This window comes from Rheinheimera sp. SA_1 (assembly GCF_001669775.1).
Taxonomy (GTDB): domain Bacteria; phylum Pseudomonadota; class Gammaproteobacteria; order Enterobacterales; family Alteromonadaceae; genus Pararheinheimera.
Genome location: NZ_LXWK01000015.1, coordinates 991,325 through 1,011,702 on the forward strand (window position 1 = coordinate 991,325; position 20,378 = coordinate 1,011,702).

The following is a 20,378-nucleotide window of genomic DNA, read 5'->3' on the forward strand; positions in this document are numbered from 1 at the left end:
GTTGCAGGTAGGCGGCAACTGAAGGAAACCCCAGGAGCATAGCAGTCTATGCGACTGGGGTGAGTGAAGGCGGCCAACACCCCTGCAGCTTCAAGGATGACGGGTATCACGTTCTAACACTATCCGATACCGGGCTTTACCACTTTTCAGATGTGCTATTGCTTCGTTAATCTGTGAAAATTTAAAGGTCTCGATCACTGGTTTGATCTCGTGCTGCAACGCAAAATCCAGCATTTTTTTAATGGTAGCCGGACTACCAACCGGCGATCCCGACACCGATCGCTGCGCCATAATCAGGCTAAATACGTTTAAATCCAAAGGCTCCAGCGTTGCCCCGACAAAATGCAATCGGCCTTTAGGTTTTAACGTCGAAAGATACAGGTTCCAATCAAGCTTCACGTTGACTGTGGTCAGAATAAAATCAAAACGTCCGGCAGCAGCGGCAATTTCATCGGCATTTCTTGAATTGATGCAGTGATGCGCACCCAGCTCCTTAGCCTCTAAGGTCTTACTGTCACTGGAGCTAAATGCTGTCACTTCACAGCCCCAGGCTCGTAAAAATTGCAAAGCTATATGCCCCAAACCCCCAATGCCAATCACTGCGACTTTGTCGGTCGCTTTCACATCAAACTGCACCATTGGATTAAATACGGTGATGCCACCACAGAATAAGGGCCCGGCGGTTTTGGCGTCCATCCCGGCCGGCAACGCCACCACGCTTGAGGCATGGGCCCGGACTTTGTCGGCAAAACCACCATGCCGACCGACAATAGTACCCTGCGCCCCGGCACATAAATTCTGATCACCACTGCCGCAGCTGGCACACACCTGACAATAACCACTATGCCAGCCCAATCCAACGACTTGCCCCAGCTGCAGGTGCCTGACATCCGCCCCCAGTGCGGCAATACGCCCCACCACCTCATGCCCGGCCACCAGCGGATAACTCGACATGCCCCATTCGTTATCGATCATCGATAAATCCGAATGGCAAATACCACAATAATCGACATCAATTTCAACATCTTGCCGACCAAGTTGACCAGGATCGTATTCTATCAGCGCCAGTTGGGAGCCCGCCGCCGTTGCTGCATATGCCTTAATCATCATTCCTCCAAAATTCCATTGTTTTGCTACCACGACAGCAACAGTATTGTTGAGAATTCAGGAAGTGCAGCTGTTTGCCGAATTTATTCAGGCTGCAACCACTGATTAATTTCTTCGATATCAACAAAATCGGCATCCCAGGTGCCTGATTTAATCTTATATTTGCGACAGAATTTTTTGTGGTCTTGATGGGTTGGATCGGTTAACACAGCCCGTATATGATTGTAAAAACTGATGCCACCAATATCTTCCGGCGGGCAATCGCCTTTGGCTTTAAGCAGCTGTGTTGGGATATTGCTACGCCCGGCCGGCAGCACTTTTTCAAGGGTGATCTGATGCTCCCACCAATCGCCAAAATCATAGACATATGTCATCTTATCATCTTGATTTTTCAGCAAATCGCGTAGTTGACCTTCATTGCTATTAAAAGACCCATCGGTAAATTCGAACCAAGGGGGCACAAAACTCAACTCGGCATTTTTGAATTCGTAACTGTGTTCCATCTCCCAGCCCATCGCAATTTGCAGAATTTCGTGCAGAGATTCCAGACTCACTGTATTCATCACCAGCAAAGTACGGCTGATCACCGGTTTACTACCCTTGAGCTGAATTTTCAGCTGATACACGGCGCGTTTGATCCGCTTGGTGGGATCAAGCTCTGGCAGTCCCACGTCGAAGCCAGCTGCAAGGTTGTCCAATTCGGTAGCCATAACACGCGTTAAATCTTCAATAGCCAAGCCGTTTGCTGCCAATAATTGCTGCAGCAAATCATCGGCTTGATCTAACTGACCAAGGCTGTGGATGGCAATCACTTTGATGGCGTCGATGCCAATCAATGGCAGCCCTGCAGCGATATCCGTAGCAGCCTGAAAAAGTTGCTGCATATCATTGGCTGTTTTTGCAAACACCAAAGCCGTCAATAAAAAACGTTCACGCCAGACTTCCCGCATTGGCTCCATCTGCGTATTGATATAGTTAGAGAGGTCTTGCTTGGGCTGGTTTGATAGTTTTGCCCAGCCAGCCAAAAACTCAATCAAGTCCAGCTTATTTTTACGGTTTTTCTGCCCTTGCAACGCAGTTCGGACTTGCGCTTCGCTAATGGCGTGTGGCGTTCCCCAGACATCAGCGGTTAGTTCCCGAAACAAAAATAGCGCCAGCGGCAAGCGATTTTGCTCACGGCTGGAGATCAAAAAATGCTCCAGCAATGCCACCAGCACTTCGTTATCGATCGCGACCACCGGCATTTCACCATGGATATTCGATTTCATTTCATTCAGGTTTTTACGGGTTAAAGGTGGCGTAATAAACGCATCTTTAATGCCGTCACCTTGTTTGAGCATAAATGAAAACAGCAAAAAATGACGATCTTGCTTCAATTCGACAATCAGCATCATGGTGCCATTGTTATCAAACGGCGTTGCTGAGGCTGCGGTAATCGTGACCTTTTCGGGAATAGGAGCCACCGGCAATTGTTGGCGCTGCAACAACTTGATACACCGGTCCAGCGTTGGATGAGCGTCCTGTTGCAGCCAGTTACGTAACCACACCAGACGCTGCAAATCGATTGAGCGTAAGAGCTTCTGCTGCGCCAGTGACGGCAACGCGTCCAGCATCGCCTTTCGAAATAACGGATGTGGATGTAATAGAAATAAAGTGGCACAACGACGTAACTTTTCGTCTTTGGCTTGTAACAACATCGTCGCAATCATCGGCGCGACCGCTGGCGGTAACTGACTGAATTGCTCAAATAAATACTCGGTCAGCTCATAAAGACTGGCATCCTGAGATTCAGCGGCAATCTCCGCCAAAAGATTGTGCAGCACCTGTTCACTGAATTCGGCCGAACCCTCAGCTTGTGGGTATTCCGCCTGATTAATTTGCTCCAGCAGACTGTCGCTGATCATAATTTCGGCCCGGAATAAAATATTAATCAGGGCGCGCAGTACCGGAAAATCTGGCGGCTGTTGTGTTGCGAGATACTGACTAAGCTGCTGCTCAATTGCCTGTTTCATTTCAGCGACACCGCTGCTGCCAAAGTCATTATCATTCAGACACAACTTCAAACTGTACTGCAACAGCATCCCGCGACTTTCTTGTTGCTCTGTAGTTAGCACTCCGGTGCTCGCCAGCAATATTTCAATCAACTGCATGGCAACGGCAGGGACCGCCAGCAAAGACTCAAAGCCGTTCAAACTGAATGTGTCCGCCTGGGCTGATTTATCCAGCTGGCTCAATAATGCATTCAAGGCCTTTTGATCTTTTGACTGTAGTTTTTTCATGACTGGTTTTGCCTGGAATAAGTTAAATGTTGAAGTCATTGATACTGCCGCTAAACATCAACATCGCAGCAGTCCAATTTGAAAGATTGAGGCAGAATTTATCACTAAAACTAGCATTGCGGATAGCTTGGCCGGCGCCACTGGGGGTTTTACAAATTACAGGCACAAAAAAACCAGCACTAGGCTGGTTGATGTTTTACTGAAATCATTTTACTCATATCAGTAAAAGTGGCGGAGCGGACGGGACTCGAACATGTGACGTCCAACCCGCGCCCCCCGGCGTGACAGGCCGGCCATGCTCTAACAGAGAGTAACCGACTGAACTGCTGTCGTCAGACAGCTTATTCCAAATAAAAAAAACCAGCACTAGGCTGGTTGTTTTTTTACTGAGTTATCAACCCAGTAAAGTGGCGGAGCGGACGGGACTCGAACCCGCGACCCCCGGCGTGACAGGCCGGTATTCTAACCGACTGAACTACCGCTCCGCGCTGGAGTGAGCTTGCGCTCTTTGGCTTAAATCCTGTTAAAGAATAAACTTTTTCAGGTAACTAACTGAAGTGGCGGAGCGGACGGGACTCGAACCCGCGACCCCCGGCGTGACAGGCCGGTATTCTAACCGACTGAACTACCGCTCCGGATCAGGAAGCATTTTCAATGTAGTGGCGGAGCGGACGGGACTCGAACCCGCGACCCCCGGCGTGACAGGCCGGTATTCTAACCGACTGAACTACCGCTCCGGTGTACATCGAAATATTGGCGGAGCGGACGGGACTCGAACCCGCGACCCCCGGCGTGACAGGCCGGTATTCTAACCGACTGAACTACCGCTCCGCGCCAAGCACAGCAGCATTTTCAATTGGGTATGCTGCGTTGCGGCGGGAATAATACGGATTCGCCGATAGGCCGTCAACCTCTTTTTTGGCGCATTTGGCTAATCCTTAATCATCCGGTAATGAAAGATCTAAAATATCATCACCACCGTTGTTTTTTTGAGCTTTTTTAGCCGGGGTCTCGGTAGCCACAGCTTGCGACAATGTTGCAGCGCCAGCAGTTGCGTCAGCACCTGCGCCGGATTTCTTACGCTTGATAAGGGAAGCCGGGTTTAATTTCGCCAGTAACATCGACAACATCTGCCGGGATTTGTCGTGCATCATCCACAACACCGAGCCACCACCCAGCAGCAGGATCAGCACATTGGCGAAAATCACCCAGCCGATCGGAAAAGGTTTTTCCGGCTCGGCGACGGGTTCAGGCGTTGTTGCAACCACCGTAATAGCAGCCGCTTCCCCTTCACCTTCAGTGGTGGCCGGCGCTGCATTTTCTGCTGCAATTTCCGGCACCTCTACCTTAGGCCCTACTACAGCAAAGGTATATTCGGGCAGACTCATCACAAACTCACGACCGCCTTTGGTACGGCCAAACATCATATTTTCAACGCGATAGGTCCCAATACCGGCATTGGCAACCGCCAACACCCGGTTAGTGCCAGGCATTTCACCTAAGGTAAAACTCTGGACTTCATTATTCGGAAATCGGATCCGCCCCTGAAACGCCACTGTGTTGCCATCGGCTGGCCCTTCGTTAATGGTGTAAGTGAGTTGATGACGACTTGCTTCATCCAGAGCTTCAACTACGGCATAAGTAACCGGAGCCCGTTGCACGATAATCGGCGCCTGCATCAGCTCCCTGGTGTATAACGGCGTTTTAACGATGTATTTTGGGATCCATTCACCAGCCGGAAAGTCCAGTTTAAACTCACCGGTAAAAATGGCGTCACGCGGTCTTTCATCAAAGTTTTTACCATCATCCTGAAACGACGTGAATTCCAGCACGGTTTGACTGTGATTGTCATATTCGGCTTTTTGCGTGCTGATCAACAGCACATTCAGTTTCAGCACATCGCGAAAATCTTTCGCATTGATAGGCTTACCACCGTTGGTCAGCCGGGCTGTAACTTTCAGCGACTCCCCTACCATCATATCGGTCGGCAACGGATCTACCTGTAAATCGATATCGGTTAGCACCATGATCCGGCTTTCCGGCAAAATGTTTCCAATCGCCTGCCAGGGACCCGGTGTTGGTTGTTTGATTTTAATTAAGTCGTAGGTTTTATCGTCGTGCCATTCCATCTGATGGTCTTTGGCAGTTCGGGCATACACTTTACTGCCATCCGGTTTGACCAGCACCACTGAAGGCGCCCCCTTTTTCCGGAAAAATACCAGGGTGATTTCATCAATTTCATAATCAATACGAAAGCGGTTATTCAGCAGTGGGATCTGATTAGTCGCTGATAAGTCAGGAAGCTCGGTTAACCCTGTGCTGGTGTCATCCGGCTCGGCCACGGTGCTGCTTGCGGCATTTTTTATTTTGGCTGCCTTTGTTTCAACGGCCTTCACTGCCGCCACCGGCTCTTTTGGATCAGCGGTCTGGGCGCCTGCCGGGCTCACCGCAATCAGCAGTAGCGCAATACTACACTTCATCGCCGTCTTTAACTTCGCCACAGGCAGCTGCCTCCTTTTTTCTGCACTAAGTCGAGGCGTTTTTCATGCGCCGCTAATTCGTCACTGCTGGCGTTGATCACATTAAGCACACCACGGCGAATTAACCCCTGATTGGTTTGCTGTAGTTGTTGCGCTGCATTGTCCTGATGTGCCGCCAGGTTCAAACTAACCTGACCGCCGGTCATCGCCAGATACACATCAGCCAGAATTTCCGCATCTAATAAAGCGCCGTGGAAAGTCCGGTGACTGTTATTAACATCGTAGCGACGACAGAGCGCATCTAAGTTGTTTTTCTGGCCCGGATGTAAATCCCGCGCCATCGCCAGCGTATCCAGCACGGCGCAGATGGTTGCGACTTTTGGCAGTGGCGGGTTGAGCAGATTAAATTCATTATTGATAAAACCGACGTCGAACGCGGCGTTGTGGATCACCAGCTCAGCGCCCTGAATGTACGCAAAGAAGTCTTGGGCAATATCCCGAAAACGCGGTTTATCGGCGACAAATTCGTTGGTGATACCGTGAATGTTAATAACTTCCTGATCCATAAAACGATCTGGATTTAAGTAAACATGGAAGTTATTACCGGTCAGCCGGCGGTTAAACATCTCGACACAACCAATTTCAACGATGCGGTGGCCTTCGAGTGGGTTGATACCAGTGGTTTCGGTATCGAGAATAATCTGTCGTTTTGCCATCTTGGGTTCGTTTTTTTGCGCTTTTGCGTTAGATTATACGCCGTTTAAACACCTGGGAAGCGTAAAGGCATAAATTGATGCGTAAAACTGTGGCAATCTTTACTGATGGATCCTGTCTGGGTAACCCTGGCCCTGGTGGCTATGGCGTGGTGTTAAAATACAATCAACATTTAAAAGAGTTGGCAGGCGGTTTTAAGTTAACCACCAACAACCGGATGGAACTGATGGCGGCCATTGTTGGGCTGGAAAGTTTAAAAGAAGATTGCAGTGTGGTGCTGACCACGGACAGCCAGTACGTGCGGCTGGGAATTACCCAATGGCTAAAAAACTGGAAGCGCAATAATTGGCGCACCAGTCAAAAAGAACCGGTGAAAAACAAAGACTTATGGCAGCGACTTGATGCCGCTAGCAGCCGTCATCACATTGACTGGCAATGGGTGAAAGGTCATGCCGGTCATCCGGAGAATGAACGTTGTGACGAACTGGCGCGAGTTGCTGCCACTGAAAAGGCCACCGCAGAAGACACCGGCTTTAGCGCAAGCTAGTGCGGTGTCTCCCCCACTCTTTGCCACAGCACTGGCTGATGCTTTTACCGCAAAGACCTTTGCTTTAAACAGCTCTGGCTCTTTCGGCTTCCGTTGGCATGCCAAATACTTTTTTCAACACCAGCGCTGCCGGACAAAATCCACTAAAGGCACTTTGAAATAAGTTGGCGCCAACAAAAGCTGTCAACCAGACAAAATTCGGGTGCACGTAATAAGTTAAAGCCAGCGATAACAGCACCATCAGTCCGGCGAATGCCAGAATTGCTCTTTCTACTGTCATAGTTAACCTCAAATTTAGATTTTTCTAATGTAAAAGTTTTTAATCATTCCGACAATCGGAATACTGTCGGAATGGTTGATCCAGAATAATAATCTTGCTTTGGCTGGGCTCTGAATGGCTATCCAGCTGTCAGCTGGCGCACGATCAGACTGATGCCTAAAACCAATAACAACACGGCAAAAGCCCTGCGTAACATAGGCTGTGGCAAGCGTTGACTGAGCGGCATCGCCAGTAAACTCCCAAAGGCTCCCAAGGCGCCGATGGTTGCGATTAACTGCAGATCCAGCTGCACACCTTGTTGCTGCAACTGCAGATAATGGCTGATAAATCCACTGCTGGTTTGCAGGAAAATCAGCAGCAGACTGGTGGCAATGGTCGCAGCCATGGTCAGCGAAGTCACCGCCAGCAATAACGGTACTATTAAAAACCCGCCGCCAACCCCAACAAAACCGGTGACAGCTCCTAACAAGGTTCCCAGCACCAGCAATTGCCAGCTGCGTGACAGTGGCCAGCGCCACAGCTGTTGCCGCCACATATTCACCGCACTGAAACTCATTAATAGCGCCAGTAGTAAAATTTGCCAGAAGGCCTCAACCTGATGACTGAGCAAACTGCCAAGCCATGCACCAAAAATACCAGGAAGAGCGAGCTTAGCCACTAATGCCCACTGCAGATGCTTGCGATAAAGATAAGGTAACAACGCCACTATGCTAATCAATGCCACGATGCCGAGCGCCGAAGCAATCGCAATTTTTTCCGGTAACTGCAGCAAATACAGCAACACCGGCACTGTCATAATGGAACCGCCAGAACCAAACAGTCCCAGACATAAACCAATAAACAGCGCGGCAAGCATCGTCAGCAACAATTGGGCTTCATTCCTATATTCTAAAATGGAATAACGTAATAACCAGAACTGGCAGTAGCGCTGATAGTAGTGCTTGTCTGGCTGGTGATCAAGTTGTTACTTCTCACTCACGATGCCATCAGTAAAACAATCAGCAATATCATCGGCAACGCTGGTCCGACAAACCTGCACAAACGGAAACATTTTTTAACGGCTTTGCCATGCACAATGCGCAGCTGTAGAGGGTCATTGGCCTTCAGCATTCGAACTATCCCACTCCCAAGCCATGGATCCCTATGATGCAGCATGATGCTCCGGCCACCACCTATTTAGTTTATCGGCACTTTTATGACCCAAAAACCCAACAACTGATGCTTGGTGGTATTGAAAATTATCTGCTGCAACTGGCCAGGCTATTACAAAGTGAAGGACAACGTTGTGTGGTGGTACAAACCGCTGACCATGATTTCAGCGCCTGTTTTCAAGGCATTGAAGTGATGGGGGTTCACTGTGGGGCATATCGCGGCAATCGTAAAAAACTGGCGTTATTTCAATTTATCAGCAGCAACTATAACGATGAGACTGACAGCATTATTTTTGGTACTGATAGCTATTATGTGAAAAACCATTATCGCCGCAGTATCGCCATCCAGCATGGCGTGTCATGGGACAAACCCGCGTCCAACAGCGTTTTTGGCTTTATCAAAAGCCTGCTCAATCATCAAAAGTATTTAAATTACATTCGGGACTGCCGCAATCTGGTCTGTGTCGACCACAATTTTGTCAACTGGTACCGCACTTATCGTCATTTCCCGGCGAAAACTCTGGTACGGGTGATTATGAATTTCAGCGCTGGCGCTATCAGCCAGCAACAGCTTGAACTTAAATGGCAACAGCCGCTGGCCGCCCCCCGCTTACTCATCGCCCGTCGTTTTGTGGATTACCGCGGCATTCAGCTGGCAATTGCAGTCGTGCAAAAATTACTGTTGAAGTATCCAAAGCTGCAAGTAACCTTCGCTGGCGAAGGCCCGATGGAAGGCGAAATTCAGGCCGCCTTTGCCGGGCACCCACAAGTTCAAATCTGTCGGTATGGTCCGGACGAAGCTTTGCACATCCATTATCAGCATGATTTGGTGTTGTTACCTTCGATTGGTTCGGAAGGTTCGTCATTAAGTCTGGCGGAAGCGATGGCTGCCGGCTGTGCTATTGTCAGCACTAATGTGGGTGGTTTAAGTAATATGATCATCGATCAATTCAATGGACAGATAGTGATGCCAGATGCCGACATCCTCGCTGCGCAGCTGGACTATTGTCTGCAGCATCCGGAAGACGCGAAGCGTATGGCATTTCAGGCACATGCTACCGCCGTTCGCAGTTTATCACTGAGCCGCTGGCAGCAAGACTGGCGGCAGTATTTTATGCAATTAGGCTTTGATTTGCGGCGGGTCGCCTAAATTTGAAACCGTAACATGAGATAAAAACAGTCTGCTGCAGAGGGGGGCAAAACTCACCAGCCACATTGAACTATAGAGTCGGTAATTCAGAATATACTCAAGCTAGAGATTCGACGTGAATTTGCGTAAACTGCCAATTTTAAAGTCAGCAGCAGGTTTATTCATGTCAGTGTCGGATCCAGTAAAAGTCCCGGTTTTTGTGATCAATCTTCAAAGTTCACAAGAACGCTTTCAATATGCTGAGCAACAGCTGCTGGCCTTGGGTATTCAGCCGATACGTTTTAATGCGGTGTATGGCAAGGATTTGACGCCGGAGGAAATTGACGCCTGTTATGACAAACCTGCAAACAAACAACTTTTTCGCCGATCGTTATCCCTCGGCGAAATAGGTTGCTATTTATCTCATCGCGGCATTTGGCAACTGATGTTAGACCAAAATATCGAGATGGCGATTGTGCTGGAAGATGATATTGATGTTGATACACGCCTTCCTGAAGCCATCAGGCAAATTAACGCACTGACAGGCTGGGACCATATCAAGTTATCTGACGATAGAGCCACCCCAGCACATCAAAAATTACACCTGGAAACCGGCTTCGAATTGGTAAATTTCAAAAAAGTTCCTAACTGTGCCACCGGATATGCCATCAATTTACAAGGGGCCAGAAAACTACTCAGTCGCGACAAGTTTTTTCGTCCAGTCGATATTGATTTACAGTTTGGCCATGAACTGGATTTACAACTATTTTCGTTATTGCCATACACCATCTGGCCTTCCAGCAAATTTGACAGTGTTATCAATGCGATCAGTGGTGGTAGCCGCAAAGGTGACACCACATTTGGCAGGAACCTGAAATACCGTTTACATGCGGCTTGGCATCGATGGTGGTACACTTCTGGTGGCTTAAACAAAATTGTTGAGAAACGTTAATTCTTGTTTTGTCACATCACGCTTGAAGCCAAGATAAATCCCTTTTGGCCAAAAACTAAATTCTGCATAGACAAACCACCGCGCATAAAATATAACCTTTATTTAAAAATAAATTTTCAACAAATAAAAAGCACAACCAAACAGACTCAACAACAAGCAGAAAACTTACCTTTTACACAAATTAGAAACAATGATAGAATTCTAAGTGCCAGTTTTGGCAAGATATAAACTTAGAAGGATTCTAAATATGAATAAAACATTACTCGCAGTTCTTGCATTAGTTTCGGCATCTTCGCATGCTGGAGTAACACTTTATGAGCACAGTTATTTTTCTGGAAGCGCAAAATATGTTACTGACGGTGAAATGATTGACGAAGTTAAGAAGCAAAACGTTTTTGACAACGATGCATTGTCTTCAATTAAAGTCGAAGCTGGATCTTGTGTCGTTTTGTTTCAGAATGCTGGATATAGCTCCACAGCAAAATACTTTTCCGCTGGAGAATACTCAGATTTAGCCCAATACGGCTTTGACAATCAAACTACTTCCCTGCAAGTGTTTAAGCATCATCGTTGTGATAGCGAAATCATGAATCACTTCTACGGGGATCGCGATTATCAAGCACTTTCTTTCACATTACCGCCTAGTGGATTTCACCGAGATTTAGGTCAAGGAAACTGGAACACTGTCAAGAATCGAGTTTACCATGCAAATGATTACATCAGCTCGGTAAAAGTTGGCGTTGGAAGCTGTGTAACTATGTACGAACACAATCACTTCCAAGGTCGCTCAATTAAATTTGGCACCAATGTTTCCGATCTGGTTCCACGTAATTTTAATGACATTGCATCGTCTGTGCTCGTAACAGAAGGGTCATGTTCAAACTAATATAATTATCCAAAATCAAAGTACCAGTTCTAGAAATGCCTAACTGGTACTTTGCAAACTGAACTACTTCAACATCTTCTCAACCGCAGCAACAAAATCAGCATCGGCCGGGCTTACTTTGCTGCCAAAGTGCATCACGGTTTTTTCGTCTTTGCTGACCAGATATTTATTAAAGTTCCAGGAAGGTTTTTCACCGCTTTTCGCGATCAAGGCTTTAAATACCGGATTTACATCATCACCACGCACGGCGCTTGTTGAAAACATCGGGAATTTCACGCCGTAATTGATATAACAAACTTCAGCAGTTTTGGCTTCGTCGTCATGTTCCTGCATAAAATCATCAGAAGGGAAACCCAGCACCACTAAGCCTTTGTCGGCGTACTTTTCTGATAAGGCCTGTAATTCTTTAAATTGCGGCGTAAAACCACACTTACTGGCGGTGTTGACAATAAGCAGCGTTTTATCTTTATATTCTTCACATAAATCAATGGTTTCTTTGCTATGCAGTTGCTGCATTGAATGGCCAAGAATATCACCACACTGATTGGCTTGTACTAAAGCTGCTTGACCAAGGCACAGCGCCCCTAATCCGATAATCCAAGTACGCATTGTTGTTCTCCTGCTAAAGACTGATGTGTGTTGCGAAGTGATCCTATCTACGTTGCAGTATACCGAATAGATCGTTTTGTGATCGGTAAAGGATCCTCTCTGCATCCGTTTATTGTTCACTAAAGCAGCAAAGTCGCCAGCGTTAAATCCGGCACTGCCGGTGAAGCGGCGCAGAACTGCGATAAAAGGCAACGACTTAGCGGTAAATGTAGTACTATTTATCGTCACGATAAAAATAAATCGCTTTTGTAGCGAAAACTTTAACGCTAAAACGCTAGGGTCAGCCGATAGTTAAACCTGTTGCGCCAGGGCAGCTATACCGGTAAAAACAAGAATAAAACCATGGAAGTAACGACAAATGGCAGAAATGATCGTTGGGGACTATGACGCTGTTGATATAGCAGCAGAACTGAAGCTGAGTAAAACAAGCGGCAAAGAAAGCAAAAATAAACATAAACTCGAAGCCAGACGCAAAATTGATGATCTGCTGGAGCAAAAAAGATTACGTCGGTTGTTAGACTTAGAAGAAGATGACGAATTGGGTCTGGAGTATTAATCTCCAAACCATTCAAAACACAAAGGGCCTGCGGGCCCTTTGTTACTTCAGGTATATATCGATGACGTGTACGCTTACTTACGGCAACGCTGCTTCAAAACTCAACGTAAAACCTTCCCGCACTTTATCAGTCAGTTCGTTACTCACGTCGGCCTGATACGAAGCTTCTAATAAATAACGACCCGCCACCGGTGCGGTAAAACTGAATTTGCCACTGGCGTCAGTTTTATGGTGCATCCGCTCTGGCTCGTTCCGGTACAGTTCACCGTCACGCGATAAATCCAGTTCCACACCTGCCGCCGGTTTGCCGTTCATCAGTAAAGTCACAGTGACTTCTTCGGTCGCGACTATATCCGCTGGATGGCGATCAAATTGAAATTCCAGACCTTTGTTGGTCAGTGCCAGTACCGCATCGGATGGTTTATTCACGGTAATAAAGGCCAGTGCACGGCTGTTGCCCTGCGTCGTCACGACTTTTTCAGCACCGGCCGGTAATTGGGCTGCTCGGTCTTTTTTATTGGCCATCAAACGCTTGCGCTCGCCTTTAAGTTCATAGCTGGTGAAAAAGCGGCTACCGTTACCCAGTTCTAAGCGGTATGTACCTTCAGTTGCCAGCTCGACATCAGCCTGAGATTTACGCTTACCCTGATATACCGAGTCCACTTTGCCCTGCTGGCCATCTGGGGTGAAGACTTTGAAGTTTTCCAGTGGAATGCCTTTATCCCACTGAAAAGTCATATTGGTGGCCGACACATCAACGCTGACCCAGCCGCCGGTTTTGGACTGTACATAATGGCTTGGTACGACGGTCATGGTATGTGCTGACAATTGCAGACTGAACATTGCAGCTAACAGACCCAAGGCCGTTGTTTTTGCAGTCGTTTTAGCCGACAGCCATTGCTTATTGGACAACATATTATTTCGCTCCCTTAGATAATTGGATGGCACCGATTTCGCTGCCGGCTTTGACTTGAATATCGACGGCAGAGCCATCCCAGTTAAATGCTTGTTTCACCAGATTACGGCCGCCATGCTCACGTGCGGCTTCCACCACTAACAAGTACTGACCGGCAGCAACGGCTTTGCCTGAATTATCCTGGCCATTCCAGCTCAGCTGATATTTGCCCGGGCCTTTGGTCGCACCGGTGCGGGCGTCTACCAATGCCTGATCACTGCGGCCGGTTTTACGCCAGAACCGACGTAAATCTTTGATCCAATCCGGTTTTTCCCGCCACAGCTCAATGAGTTTTACCGGTTGCTCTTTGGCATCTTCAATCCAAACCGCCACATAAGGCCGGTGATAAGGGCCATGCTCTGGTTTTGGCAGTTCCAGTGCTATGTTTAAAGTGTCAGCTGCTTGTGCCGGTACCAGCAAAGTACTAAAAGCCAAAGTTGCAGCCAAAGCCATCGAATGTAATTTCATTTGTCCCTCATTTTCGAGTAGGTGATCAGGTGCCTGATCCTTTCAGGCTTGATCTTCTAAAGCAAAAGCTGCCGGTTAATGCAGCGCAGCCAGATAAGCCAGTAACATCAGGATCACCCCAAACACGGCGGTATTGATGCCACTACGGCGCCTTGATGGTTGGCGCCACAACAAATAAAAACCGGTCAGCCCAAACAACAGACAAGCAACTCCGGTGATATCAATCAGCCATTTCCAGCTACTGCCGGCATAACGGCCTTTGTGTAAATCATTGAGTAGCGCCAGCGTGCCGGCATATTCGGTACTGAGTTCTACCTGCCCTGCCGCAAGCTCAATCACGGCCGTGCTATAACCGGCCGGGCGTTTGAAATCGAGTTCCAGCAGTTGTTCATCCGGGTCATAACTGAAGTTAAACACCGCACCTTCAACCTGATGCTGCGCTCGTAACCATGCTGCAATTTTGTTGGCCTGCACCGCTTGCTCGAGTTCGTCATCACTCCACGGCAAGGTTTTTAGCGCATCCGGCAATTGCAGTTGTTGGCTGGTTGAACTTGCGCCAACAGTGCTTTGCCACTCCGGATGATTCAACGTGATACCGGTGACGGCAAAAAATAACAACAACACCAACACCAGCATCGAGCTGTAGATATGCACCAACCGCATGGTTTTACTCAGCCAGACGCTGGGTTTGGGAACTGCAGACGACACCTTGCACCACAACAGATGAAAAATAATACGCCGATCTTACTGAGAATCCTTCTCATTTGCAATGCTATTCAGCTGAGGCGCCATGCTCTTTACCTGATCTTTACTCAGCGTCGTTTTTGAACAAGACACGGAAGGCGATTTGGGACGCAGTCAGGCTCAAAGTCTGGTTATACTGAAGCGCAATATCACTGGAGATTTTATGGACAACAAAGCAGAACTCGCCCAATTACAGCAACAACTGGCGTTATTACAGCAAGCAATGAGCCGGCAGCAGCAAAGCGCCGTGATCGTGATGGAAGGACAGGATGCTGCGGGTAAAGGCGGTATTATCCGGCGGGTTGCTTGGTGTCTGGACCCACGTTGGCTACATGTGTGGCCGATCAGCGCACCCAATGATACTGAACAGCAACAACATTGGTTACAGCGATTCTGGCAACGCTTGCCACAACGCGGGCATTTTGCGGTGTTTGACCGTTCCTGGTATGGCCGGGTGCTGGTGGAAAGAGTCGAGGGTTTTTGTGATGAAACCGCCTGGCAACGTGCATACCCGCAAATAAATCAGTTTGAAGCGACATTACAACAAGAAGGCGTCAAGTTAGTAAAAATTTGGCTGGAAATTTCTGAGCAGGAACAATTAAAACGGTTTCGCCAGCGCTTTGAAGACCCTGCCAAAAGCTGGAAACTAACAGAAGAAGATTTACGAAACCGCGCCCGCTGGGCAGATTATCAGGCGGCAAAACAGGACATGTTACTGCAAACCAATACCCACAATGCCCCCTGGCATCAAATTGACGGCAATGATAAATCACAAGCGCGGGTTGATTGCTTTCAGCTGCTGCTAACCCAGTTATCGCCAGGTGTTGATATGACGTTACCGCAGCAACCAAAGCAATTTCAGGATTTTTTCGCGCAACATGAATAAATCGACGAAACAGCCACTCTGACTTAACAATCATTCATCCCAAATGTTAACTTTGGGAGCAGAGTCAATTGTTAACCGAGTGCTGTTAACAAGTGACTCTAACGCCGATATTAACCCCCATTACCAGCCGACAATCATTCACAATTCGTTCATCTGCAGGAAATATTTCAGACCTAAGGTAATCACTCAACTTCTACAAAAGGTCGATGTGATGAGTCTGAGCATATGGCAAATTTTATTGGTGGTGGTGCTGTTTATTTTGTTATTTGGCCGTGGCCGGATCCCGGCGTTGATGGGCGATTTAGCTGAAGGCATTCGCAGTTTTAAAAAAGGGATTGCCGACGAGCAAATCCAGCCAGTGACCAGTGCTGCGACAGAAAAAGTTCGGTCCGCGCCGCTGTCGGAAGCTGTGACCGCTGAAGCGAAGGCTGAAGTGAAAGCTGATGCAAGGTCTGACGTGCAAACCGACCCACTGCACCAGAGGCAAGCTTAACAATGCTGGATCTCAGCTGGAGTGAATTGCTGTTGGTGGCTGTGCTGGCATTATTAGTCATCGGCCCCAAAGATTTACCGGCAGTGTTTAAAGCCGGTGGCAAGCTTGTTGCGAAAGGTCAGCGCCTGTACCGGAGTATTCTGCGCAGCATGCACCAGCTGGAACAAGAAGTGACCCGGACCAACAATCCAGCAGGTGTTGCTGAACCAAGTTGGGAGCAATTATTGCCGGAGGAAGTGCGTAATCTACCTGCCGATTACCTGCCTGGATCAATGACGGCGGAGCAACATGCTGAACGCCAGCGACTGATTGCCGAAGCGCAGCAAAAGCATTCCACTTTGCAATCCACACTTGCAACGTCTCAAGCTGCATCTCCGGCAATAACGCCCGCTGTTGCAAACCAAATAACCACCGAAGAATTGAAGCCATGACCTCTTCACACAATCCGGCAGATCCTCAAGCAACAAATCAGCAACCGGCAAATCATCAACCGGAAAAGAAAGCAGACGCCAGCACGGCCCCGCTGTTAAATCACCTGACTGAACTGCGGCGCCGGTTGTTGTATTGTTTGGGATTTTTTAGCATCACCTTTGTGGTTTCTTATAGTTACGCCGATGTGATTTACCAGTTTTTACAACAACCGCTCCTCACCATTTTTGGGCCGGACAGCGGTCGGCGGATGATTTACACCGCTTTGCACGAAGCCTTTTTTACCTATTTAAAACTGGCATTCTTCAGTGCGTTGTTTTTCACCTTACCGTTTTTACTGATCCAGTGCTGGCGCTTTTTAACACCCGGTCTTTACCAGCATGAGCGAAAAAGTCTGCAGGTTTTATTCTGCCTGACGCCACTGTTATTTCTGCTGGGGGCAGCCGTGGCCTTTTATCTGGTGATGCCGATGGCCTGGCACTTCTTTATCAGCTTTGAAACGACCGGCAGTGCAGACGCCATCAGTGTGGCGTTGGAAGCCAAAGTTAGTGAATACCTGGGGTTGGTGATTGCGTTGATCCTGGCTTTTGGATTGTGTTTTGAACTGCCCATTCTGTTATTGGTGCTGGCGACGGCCGGCCTGGTCAGCAGTAACCAATTAAAGCAGTACCGGCGCCATGCCATCGTGCTGATTTTCCTGGTGGCGGCCATCTTAACGCCACCGGATCTGGTGTCACAAATCGCACTGGGCGTGCCGATGGTGCTGTTGTATGAACTGTCTATTTTGTTCATCCACTGGACCGCCGCCGACGCCAAAGCCCAACAGCGAGCTGCCCGTATTGCGGCGGCAGGCACGGCAACACAACTCTGACACAGCCCTGACGCGCGCGTAATCCAGCTCTGTTTTCGCCACTTCAAAATGCTATTTTATTGTTACAAAACGGTCACTTTTTAGCCTGATTTTTGTCACTTAGCGGCATTAAGGTGGATCCCGTGTTGACGCAAGCCGGGGCTTGTATTGCACATCACTACTTCAGCTAAACACCGATAACAATAGGATCTGAAATGACAAGTTCCATTACTACCGAATCAACAGAATCAACACTGCAAAGCGCTGTTAACCGGCGCGATTTCCTCAAAGCCACCGGCGTGGTTGCTGCCAGCACAGCTTTTGCCATGCTAGCCAGCAAAGCATCGGCAGCCAGCCTGCCTTACACCGACTCTTACGGGCCTTTATCAGTCAAGCCGTGTAAAGCTACCGGCTTAATGTTACTGGCGTTACCTGAGGGTTTTGAATATACCTCATTTGGCTGGACCGGTTCCACTCAGGCCGATGGCACTCCAACACCTGGCGCCCACGATGGTATGGGCATTGCCGCGGTCAAAGGCAATGTAATTTGCCTGGTACGTAACCATGAACAAGGCAGTTCTGGCCATAACACCGCACCACGTGGTGGCCGTGGCGTCTACAACGCAGCCCAGCGTGGTGGCACCTCAAATATTTTGTTTGATACGCTGCAAGGCAAGTTTTTGTCTTCTTACAACAGCCTCGGCGGCACCATCCGTAATTGCGCTGGCGGCACCACCCCTTGGGGTAGCTGGTTATCCTGTGAAGAAACTTACCAAACAGCTCAAGGTATCTATCACGGTTATGTGTTTGAAGTGCCGGGTTTTGGTATTTCTGATGGCAAACCGATCCGCGAAATGGGCCGGTTTTCGCACGAAGCAGTAGCGGTAGATCCAGCAACTTGCGCGGTTTATCAAACTGAAGATACCGGCAGCTCTGCTTTTTACAAATTTGTACCCAGCGGTGCCTGGGGCGACTTACGCTCCGGCGGCACCCTGTATGCGATGGTGCTGAACAACACGGCCAGGGTGGACCTGCGTCGTGGCTTGCTGCCAGGTAGTAGCTGGAATGTCAGCTGGCAGGAAGTGCCGGATCCGGACGCATTCACAATGAGCTGTTTTAATCAGGCATCGGACGCCGCCATCATTGAGCGGGGCGAAGGTTGCTGGTACGACGATGGCAAAATTTTCTTTGTCTCCACTTCAGGCGGCGCTGCCCGCCTTGGCCAAATCTTTTGTTATGACCCACGCAAAGAACTGCTGACGCTGGTGTTTGAATCGCAAAACCGCAGCCAGGTCGACGGCCCGGACAATATTGCGATAAGCCCGCGTGGCAATATTCTGATGTGTGAAGATGGCGGATCTAACCCCAAACGGCTGATTGGCCTCACCCTTGAAGGCAACACTTTCCATTTTGCTGAAAACCGGATGGCGTTGGATCAGGGCGATTTAACCGCTATTGATGCCGTTTATCCTGGCACCAAGGCGAATTTTCTAGCCAGCGTCGGCAATTCAACCAATGGCAGTGCTCGTCGCAGCATGACCGGCAACGAATGGTGTGGTGCTTGTTTTTACGATCGCTGGTTGTTTGTGAACATCCAAACCCCAGGCGTCACTTTCGCTATCACTGGTCCATGGGAAAAAGGCGCTTTGTAAACTTCCATGCCTCAAACCGGGTGCCCTTCGGCGCCCTTTGACAATTTAATTTTGGAGTAATCTCATGTTTTCTATCATAAAAACAGCAGCTTTTGCGCTGTTGCTTGGACTGGGTTCATTGGTCAGTGCTAACGCCGATGCCGCAATCATCCAGCTGAATGGTTCAGGTCAATACCAGTCAGAAGTGATTAGCGACAATGGCTGGACCAACAACTATGGTGCTGGTGAAGTGGATTTTTGGATCCTTACTTTAACCGAAGAAAGTAAACTCTCGGTCGCCGTATTAGCCGATATAGTATTTGGATTTAGCCTGTACAGCGGTGAATTGTTGTTGGATCCGGGCATGTTATTTTCTAACTACGCCGATTTCTTTGGCTTTGCTGGTGAATCGCTGACCTTTCTGACCGGCACGGACCCATTCACGCCATTGTCCGACGGCACGCTGATTGACTTCATCTTACCAGCCGGCAGCTATACGCTGGCCGTTGGTGGCAATGATTTTGGCTTTGATCCGTTCGGCAGTTATCAATATACGCTGGATCTGAAAAACCAACCGACCAAATTGGTTTCGGCGCCTGCCACAGCAACCCTGCTATTGCTAGCGTTTGCCATGCTGCTACGTCAGCAACGCCGCCGTTAAATAAAGGCCGTCAGAATAACAAGGGGTCAGAGTCAATTGTTAACAGCGAGCTGTTAACAATTGACTCTGACCCCTTCATTAACAATTACTGTACCTGAGCCAAAGCTTCCAGGATTTCACGTGGTTCTACTTCTGGGCCATTTAATGATTCGTCCCAGTTGGTGCCAATCAATACACCATCGTCGTACATTTCTTTTAACCAACCATCACAAAATACGTCCAGTGCAATAGCTTCTGGTTTGTATTCGGCCCACTCTTCGCTGCAATGCAGTTTGGCGGCATCTTCGCTCGACCAGAATGGCATCACGTCGGTATCTTCAAAATCAACTGATTCGACGACTAATAAATCTTCGCCATGCGCCAATACCCAAACTTGACCATGGGTGCGAGCTTCAGCGATAAATTCTTGAAATACCGGATCATTTGCATACTCGGACATGACTGTTTCCTTTTGTTGGCATAAAAAAGACGCTGCCAGATAGCAGCCGATGCGCTATTAAAACAGAATCCAGCCCAGAAAGCGCCCCGTACCGGCGAATTTAATTGCCAAGGCCCGCTGCATCACTTTCCG

At 48.5% G+C, this 20,378-nt stretch carries 22 protein-coding genes and 4 tRNA genes; 11 read left to right on the forward strand and 15 right to left on the reverse strand.

Going from position 1 to position 20,378, the window contains the following annotated elements:
* Positions 1 to 90: 90 nt before the first annotated feature.
* From ahr to dnaQ, 8 genes are all read right to left on the reverse strand, one after another.
* Positions 91 to 1,107, reverse strand: coding sequence for an NADPH-dependent aldehyde reductase Ahr (gene ahr / locus A5320_RS11800; protein ID WP_068064995.1), 1,017 nt, complete (start codon positions 1,105 to 1,107; stop codon positions 91 to 93).
* An 83-nt stretch (positions 1,108 to 1,190) separates the two neighbouring features.
* Positions 1,191 to 3,386, reverse strand: a complete 2,196-nt coding sequence (locus tag A5320_RS21720) for a plasmid pRiA4b ORF-3 family protein (protein ID WP_197490073.1) — start codon at positions 3,384 to 3,386, stop codon at positions 1,191 to 1,193.
* Between the two features lie 408 nt (positions 3,387 to 3,794).
* Positions 3,795 to 3,871: transfer RNA gene (locus A5320_RS11810), tRNA-Asp, on the reverse strand.
* Positions 3,872 to 3,944: 73 nt separating this feature from the next.
* Positions 3,945 to 4,021: transfer RNA gene (locus A5320_RS11815), tRNA-Asp, on the reverse strand.
* Between the two features lie 25 nt (positions 4,022 to 4,046).
* Positions 4,047 to 4,123: transfer RNA gene (locus tag A5320_RS11820), tRNA-Asp, on the reverse strand.
* Positions 4,124 to 4,140: 17 nt separating this feature from the next.
* Positions 4,141 to 4,217: transfer RNA gene (locus A5320_RS11825), tRNA-Asp, on the reverse strand.
* A 107-nt stretch (positions 4,218 to 4,324) separates the two neighbouring features.
* The gene (locus A5320_RS11830; RefSeq protein WP_157605785.1) at positions 4,325 to 5,887 is read right to left on the reverse strand and encodes a TIGR03503 family protein; all 1,563 of its coding nucleotides are present in this window, start codon (positions 5,885 to 5,887) and stop codon (positions 4,325 to 4,327) included.
* Positions 5,875 to 6,582, reverse strand: coding sequence for a DNA polymerase III subunit epsilon (gene dnaQ / locus A5320_RS11835; RefSeq protein WP_068064575.1), 708 nt, complete (start codon positions 6,580 to 6,582; stop codon positions 5,875 to 5,877). Before dnaQ ends, A5320_RS11830 begins: the two co-directional genes overlap by 13 nt.
* Positions 6,583 to 6,659: 77 nt before the next feature.
* Between dnaQ and rnhA the strand changes: the two genes are divergently transcribed.
* Positions 6,660 to 7,127 (forward strand): ribonuclease HI, encoded by a 468-nt coding sequence (gene rnhA, locus A5320_RS11840; RefSeq protein ID WP_068064578.1) that lies wholly within the window; start codon positions 6,660 to 6,662, stop codon positions 7,125 to 7,127.
* Between the two features lie 64 nt (positions 7,128 to 7,191).
* Here rnhA and A5320_RS11845 read toward each other — a convergent pair whose 3' ends face one another.
* Both A5320_RS11845 and A5320_RS11850 read right to left on the reverse strand, forming a co-directional pair.
* On the reverse strand, positions 7,192 to 7,407 hold the full coding sequence (locus tag A5320_RS11845) for a YgaP family membrane protein (RefSeq protein WP_068064581.1): 216 nt from the start codon (positions 7,405 to 7,407) through the stop codon (positions 7,192 to 7,194).
* Between the two features lie 118 nt (positions 7,408 to 7,525).
* Positions 7,526 to 8,275: a sulfite exporter TauE/SafE family protein gene (locus tag A5320_RS11850; RefSeq protein ID WP_157605787.1), complete on the reverse strand. Its 750-nt coding sequence runs from the start codon at positions 8,273 to 8,275 to the stop codon at positions 7,526 to 7,528.
* A gap of 275 nt (positions 8,276 to 8,550) precedes the next feature.
* Here A5320_RS11850 and A5320_RS11855 point away from each other — a divergent pair, with 275 nt between their 5' ends.
* From A5320_RS11855 to A5320_RS11865, 3 genes are all read left to right on the forward strand, one after another.
* Complete coding sequence (locus A5320_RS11855; protein WP_082971703.1) at positions 8,551 to 9,708, forward strand: glycosyltransferase family 4 protein; 1,158 nt, start codon at positions 8,551 to 8,553, stop codon at positions 9,706 to 9,708.
* 163 nt (positions 9,709 to 9,871) lie between these two features.
* The gene (locus tag A5320_RS11860) at positions 9,872 to 10,639 is read left to right on the forward strand and encodes a glycosyltransferase family 25 protein (protein WP_068064591.1); all 768 of its coding nucleotides are present in this window, start codon (positions 9,872 to 9,874) and stop codon (positions 10,637 to 10,639) included.
* Positions 10,640 to 10,886: 247 nt separating this feature from the next.
* Positions 10,887 to 11,525, forward strand: a complete 639-nt coding sequence (locus A5320_RS11865; RefSeq protein WP_068064594.1) for a beta/gamma crystallin-related protein — start codon at positions 10,887 to 10,889, stop codon at positions 11,523 to 11,525.
* Positions 11,526 to 11,588: 63 nt separating this feature from the next.
* On the opposite strand, the gene A5320_RS11870 is transcribed toward A5320_RS11865, so the two are convergent.
* Positions 11,589 to 12,134 (reverse strand): glutathione peroxidase, encoded by a 546-nt coding sequence (locus tag A5320_RS11870; protein ID WP_068064596.1) that lies wholly within the window; start codon positions 12,132 to 12,134, stop codon positions 11,589 to 11,591.
* Positions 12,135 to 12,492: 358 nt separating this feature from the next.
* Between A5320_RS11870 and A5320_RS11875 the strand changes: the two genes are divergently transcribed.
* Positions 12,493 to 12,690 carry a PA3496 family putative envelope integrity protein gene (locus A5320_RS11875; protein WP_068064599.1) on the forward strand — a complete coding sequence of 66 codons (198 nt, stop codon included), beginning with the start codon at positions 12,493 to 12,495 and terminating at the stop codon, positions 12,688 to 12,690.
* Between the two features lie 78 nt (positions 12,691 to 12,768).
* On the opposite strand, the gene A5320_RS11880 is transcribed toward A5320_RS11875, so the two are convergent.
* The 3 genes from A5320_RS11880 to A5320_RS11890 all read right to left on the reverse strand — a co-directional run bounded on the left by A5320_RS11880 (position 12,769) and on the right by A5320_RS11890 (position 14,821).
* Positions 12,769 to 13,605 (reverse strand): DUF4198 domain-containing protein, encoded by an 837-nt coding sequence (locus A5320_RS11880; protein WP_082971704.1) that lies wholly within the window; start codon positions 13,603 to 13,605, stop codon positions 12,769 to 12,771.
* A 1-nt stretch (position 13,606) separates the two neighbouring features.
* On the reverse strand, positions 13,607 to 14,113 hold the full coding sequence (locus A5320_RS11885) for a DUF2271 domain-containing protein (RefSeq protein WP_068064602.1): 507 nt from the start codon (positions 14,111 to 14,113) through the stop codon (positions 13,607 to 13,609).
* Between the two features lie 75 nt (positions 14,114 to 14,188).
* Positions 14,189 to 14,821, reverse strand: coding sequence for a PepSY-associated TM helix domain-containing protein (locus tag A5320_RS11890; RefSeq protein ID WP_231916717.1), 633 nt, complete (start codon positions 14,819 to 14,821; stop codon positions 14,189 to 14,191).
* Positions 14,822 to 15,020: 199 nt separating this feature from the next.
* On the opposite strand from A5320_RS11890, the gene A5320_RS11895 reads away from it, so the two are divergent.
* The 6 genes from A5320_RS11895 (at position 15,021) to A5320_RS11920 (ending at position 19,807) form a co-directional block, all read left to right on the forward strand.
* Positions 15,021 to 15,743 (forward strand): polyphosphate kinase 2 family protein, encoded by a 723-nt coding sequence (locus A5320_RS11895; RefSeq protein WP_068064609.1) that lies wholly within the window; start codon positions 15,021 to 15,023, stop codon positions 15,741 to 15,743.
* Between the two features lie 211 nt (positions 15,744 to 15,954).
* Complete coding sequence (gene tatA / locus A5320_RS11900; RefSeq protein WP_068064612.1) at positions 15,955 to 16,236, forward strand: twin-arginine translocase TatA/TatE family subunit; 282 nt, start codon at positions 15,955 to 15,957, stop codon at positions 16,234 to 16,236.
* A gap of 2 nt (positions 16,237 to 16,238) precedes the next feature.
* A complete protein-coding gene (locus A5320_RS11905; RefSeq protein ID WP_068064615.1) occupies positions 16,239 to 16,667 on the forward strand; it encodes a twin-arginine translocase TatA/TatE family subunit in 429 nt (142 codons plus the stop codon).
* Positions 16,664 to 17,536 (forward strand): twin-arginine translocase subunit TatC, encoded by an 873-nt coding sequence (gene tatC / locus A5320_RS11910; protein WP_082971705.1) that lies wholly within the window; start codon positions 16,664 to 16,666, stop codon positions 17,534 to 17,536. Before A5320_RS11905 ends, tatC begins: the two co-directional genes overlap by 4 nt.
* 194 nt (positions 17,537 to 17,730) lie before the next feature.
* A complete protein-coding gene (locus tag A5320_RS11915) occupies positions 17,731 to 19,167 on the forward strand; it encodes an alkaline phosphatase PhoX (protein ID WP_068064618.1) in 1,437 nt (478 codons plus the stop codon).
* Between the two features lie 64 nt (positions 19,168 to 19,231).
* Positions 19,232 to 19,807, forward strand: coding sequence for a hypothetical protein (locus tag A5320_RS11920; RefSeq protein ID WP_068064621.1), 576 nt, complete (start codon positions 19,232 to 19,234; stop codon positions 19,805 to 19,807).
* 85 nt (positions 19,808 to 19,892) lie between these two features.
* On the opposite strand, the gene A5320_RS11925 is transcribed toward A5320_RS11920, so the two are convergent.
* Entirely contained in the window at positions 19,893 to 20,246 is a 354-nt protein-coding gene (locus A5320_RS11925; RefSeq protein WP_068064624.1) for a DUF2750 domain-containing protein, read from the reverse strand.
* Positions 20,247 to 20,378: the final 132 nt, after the last annotated feature.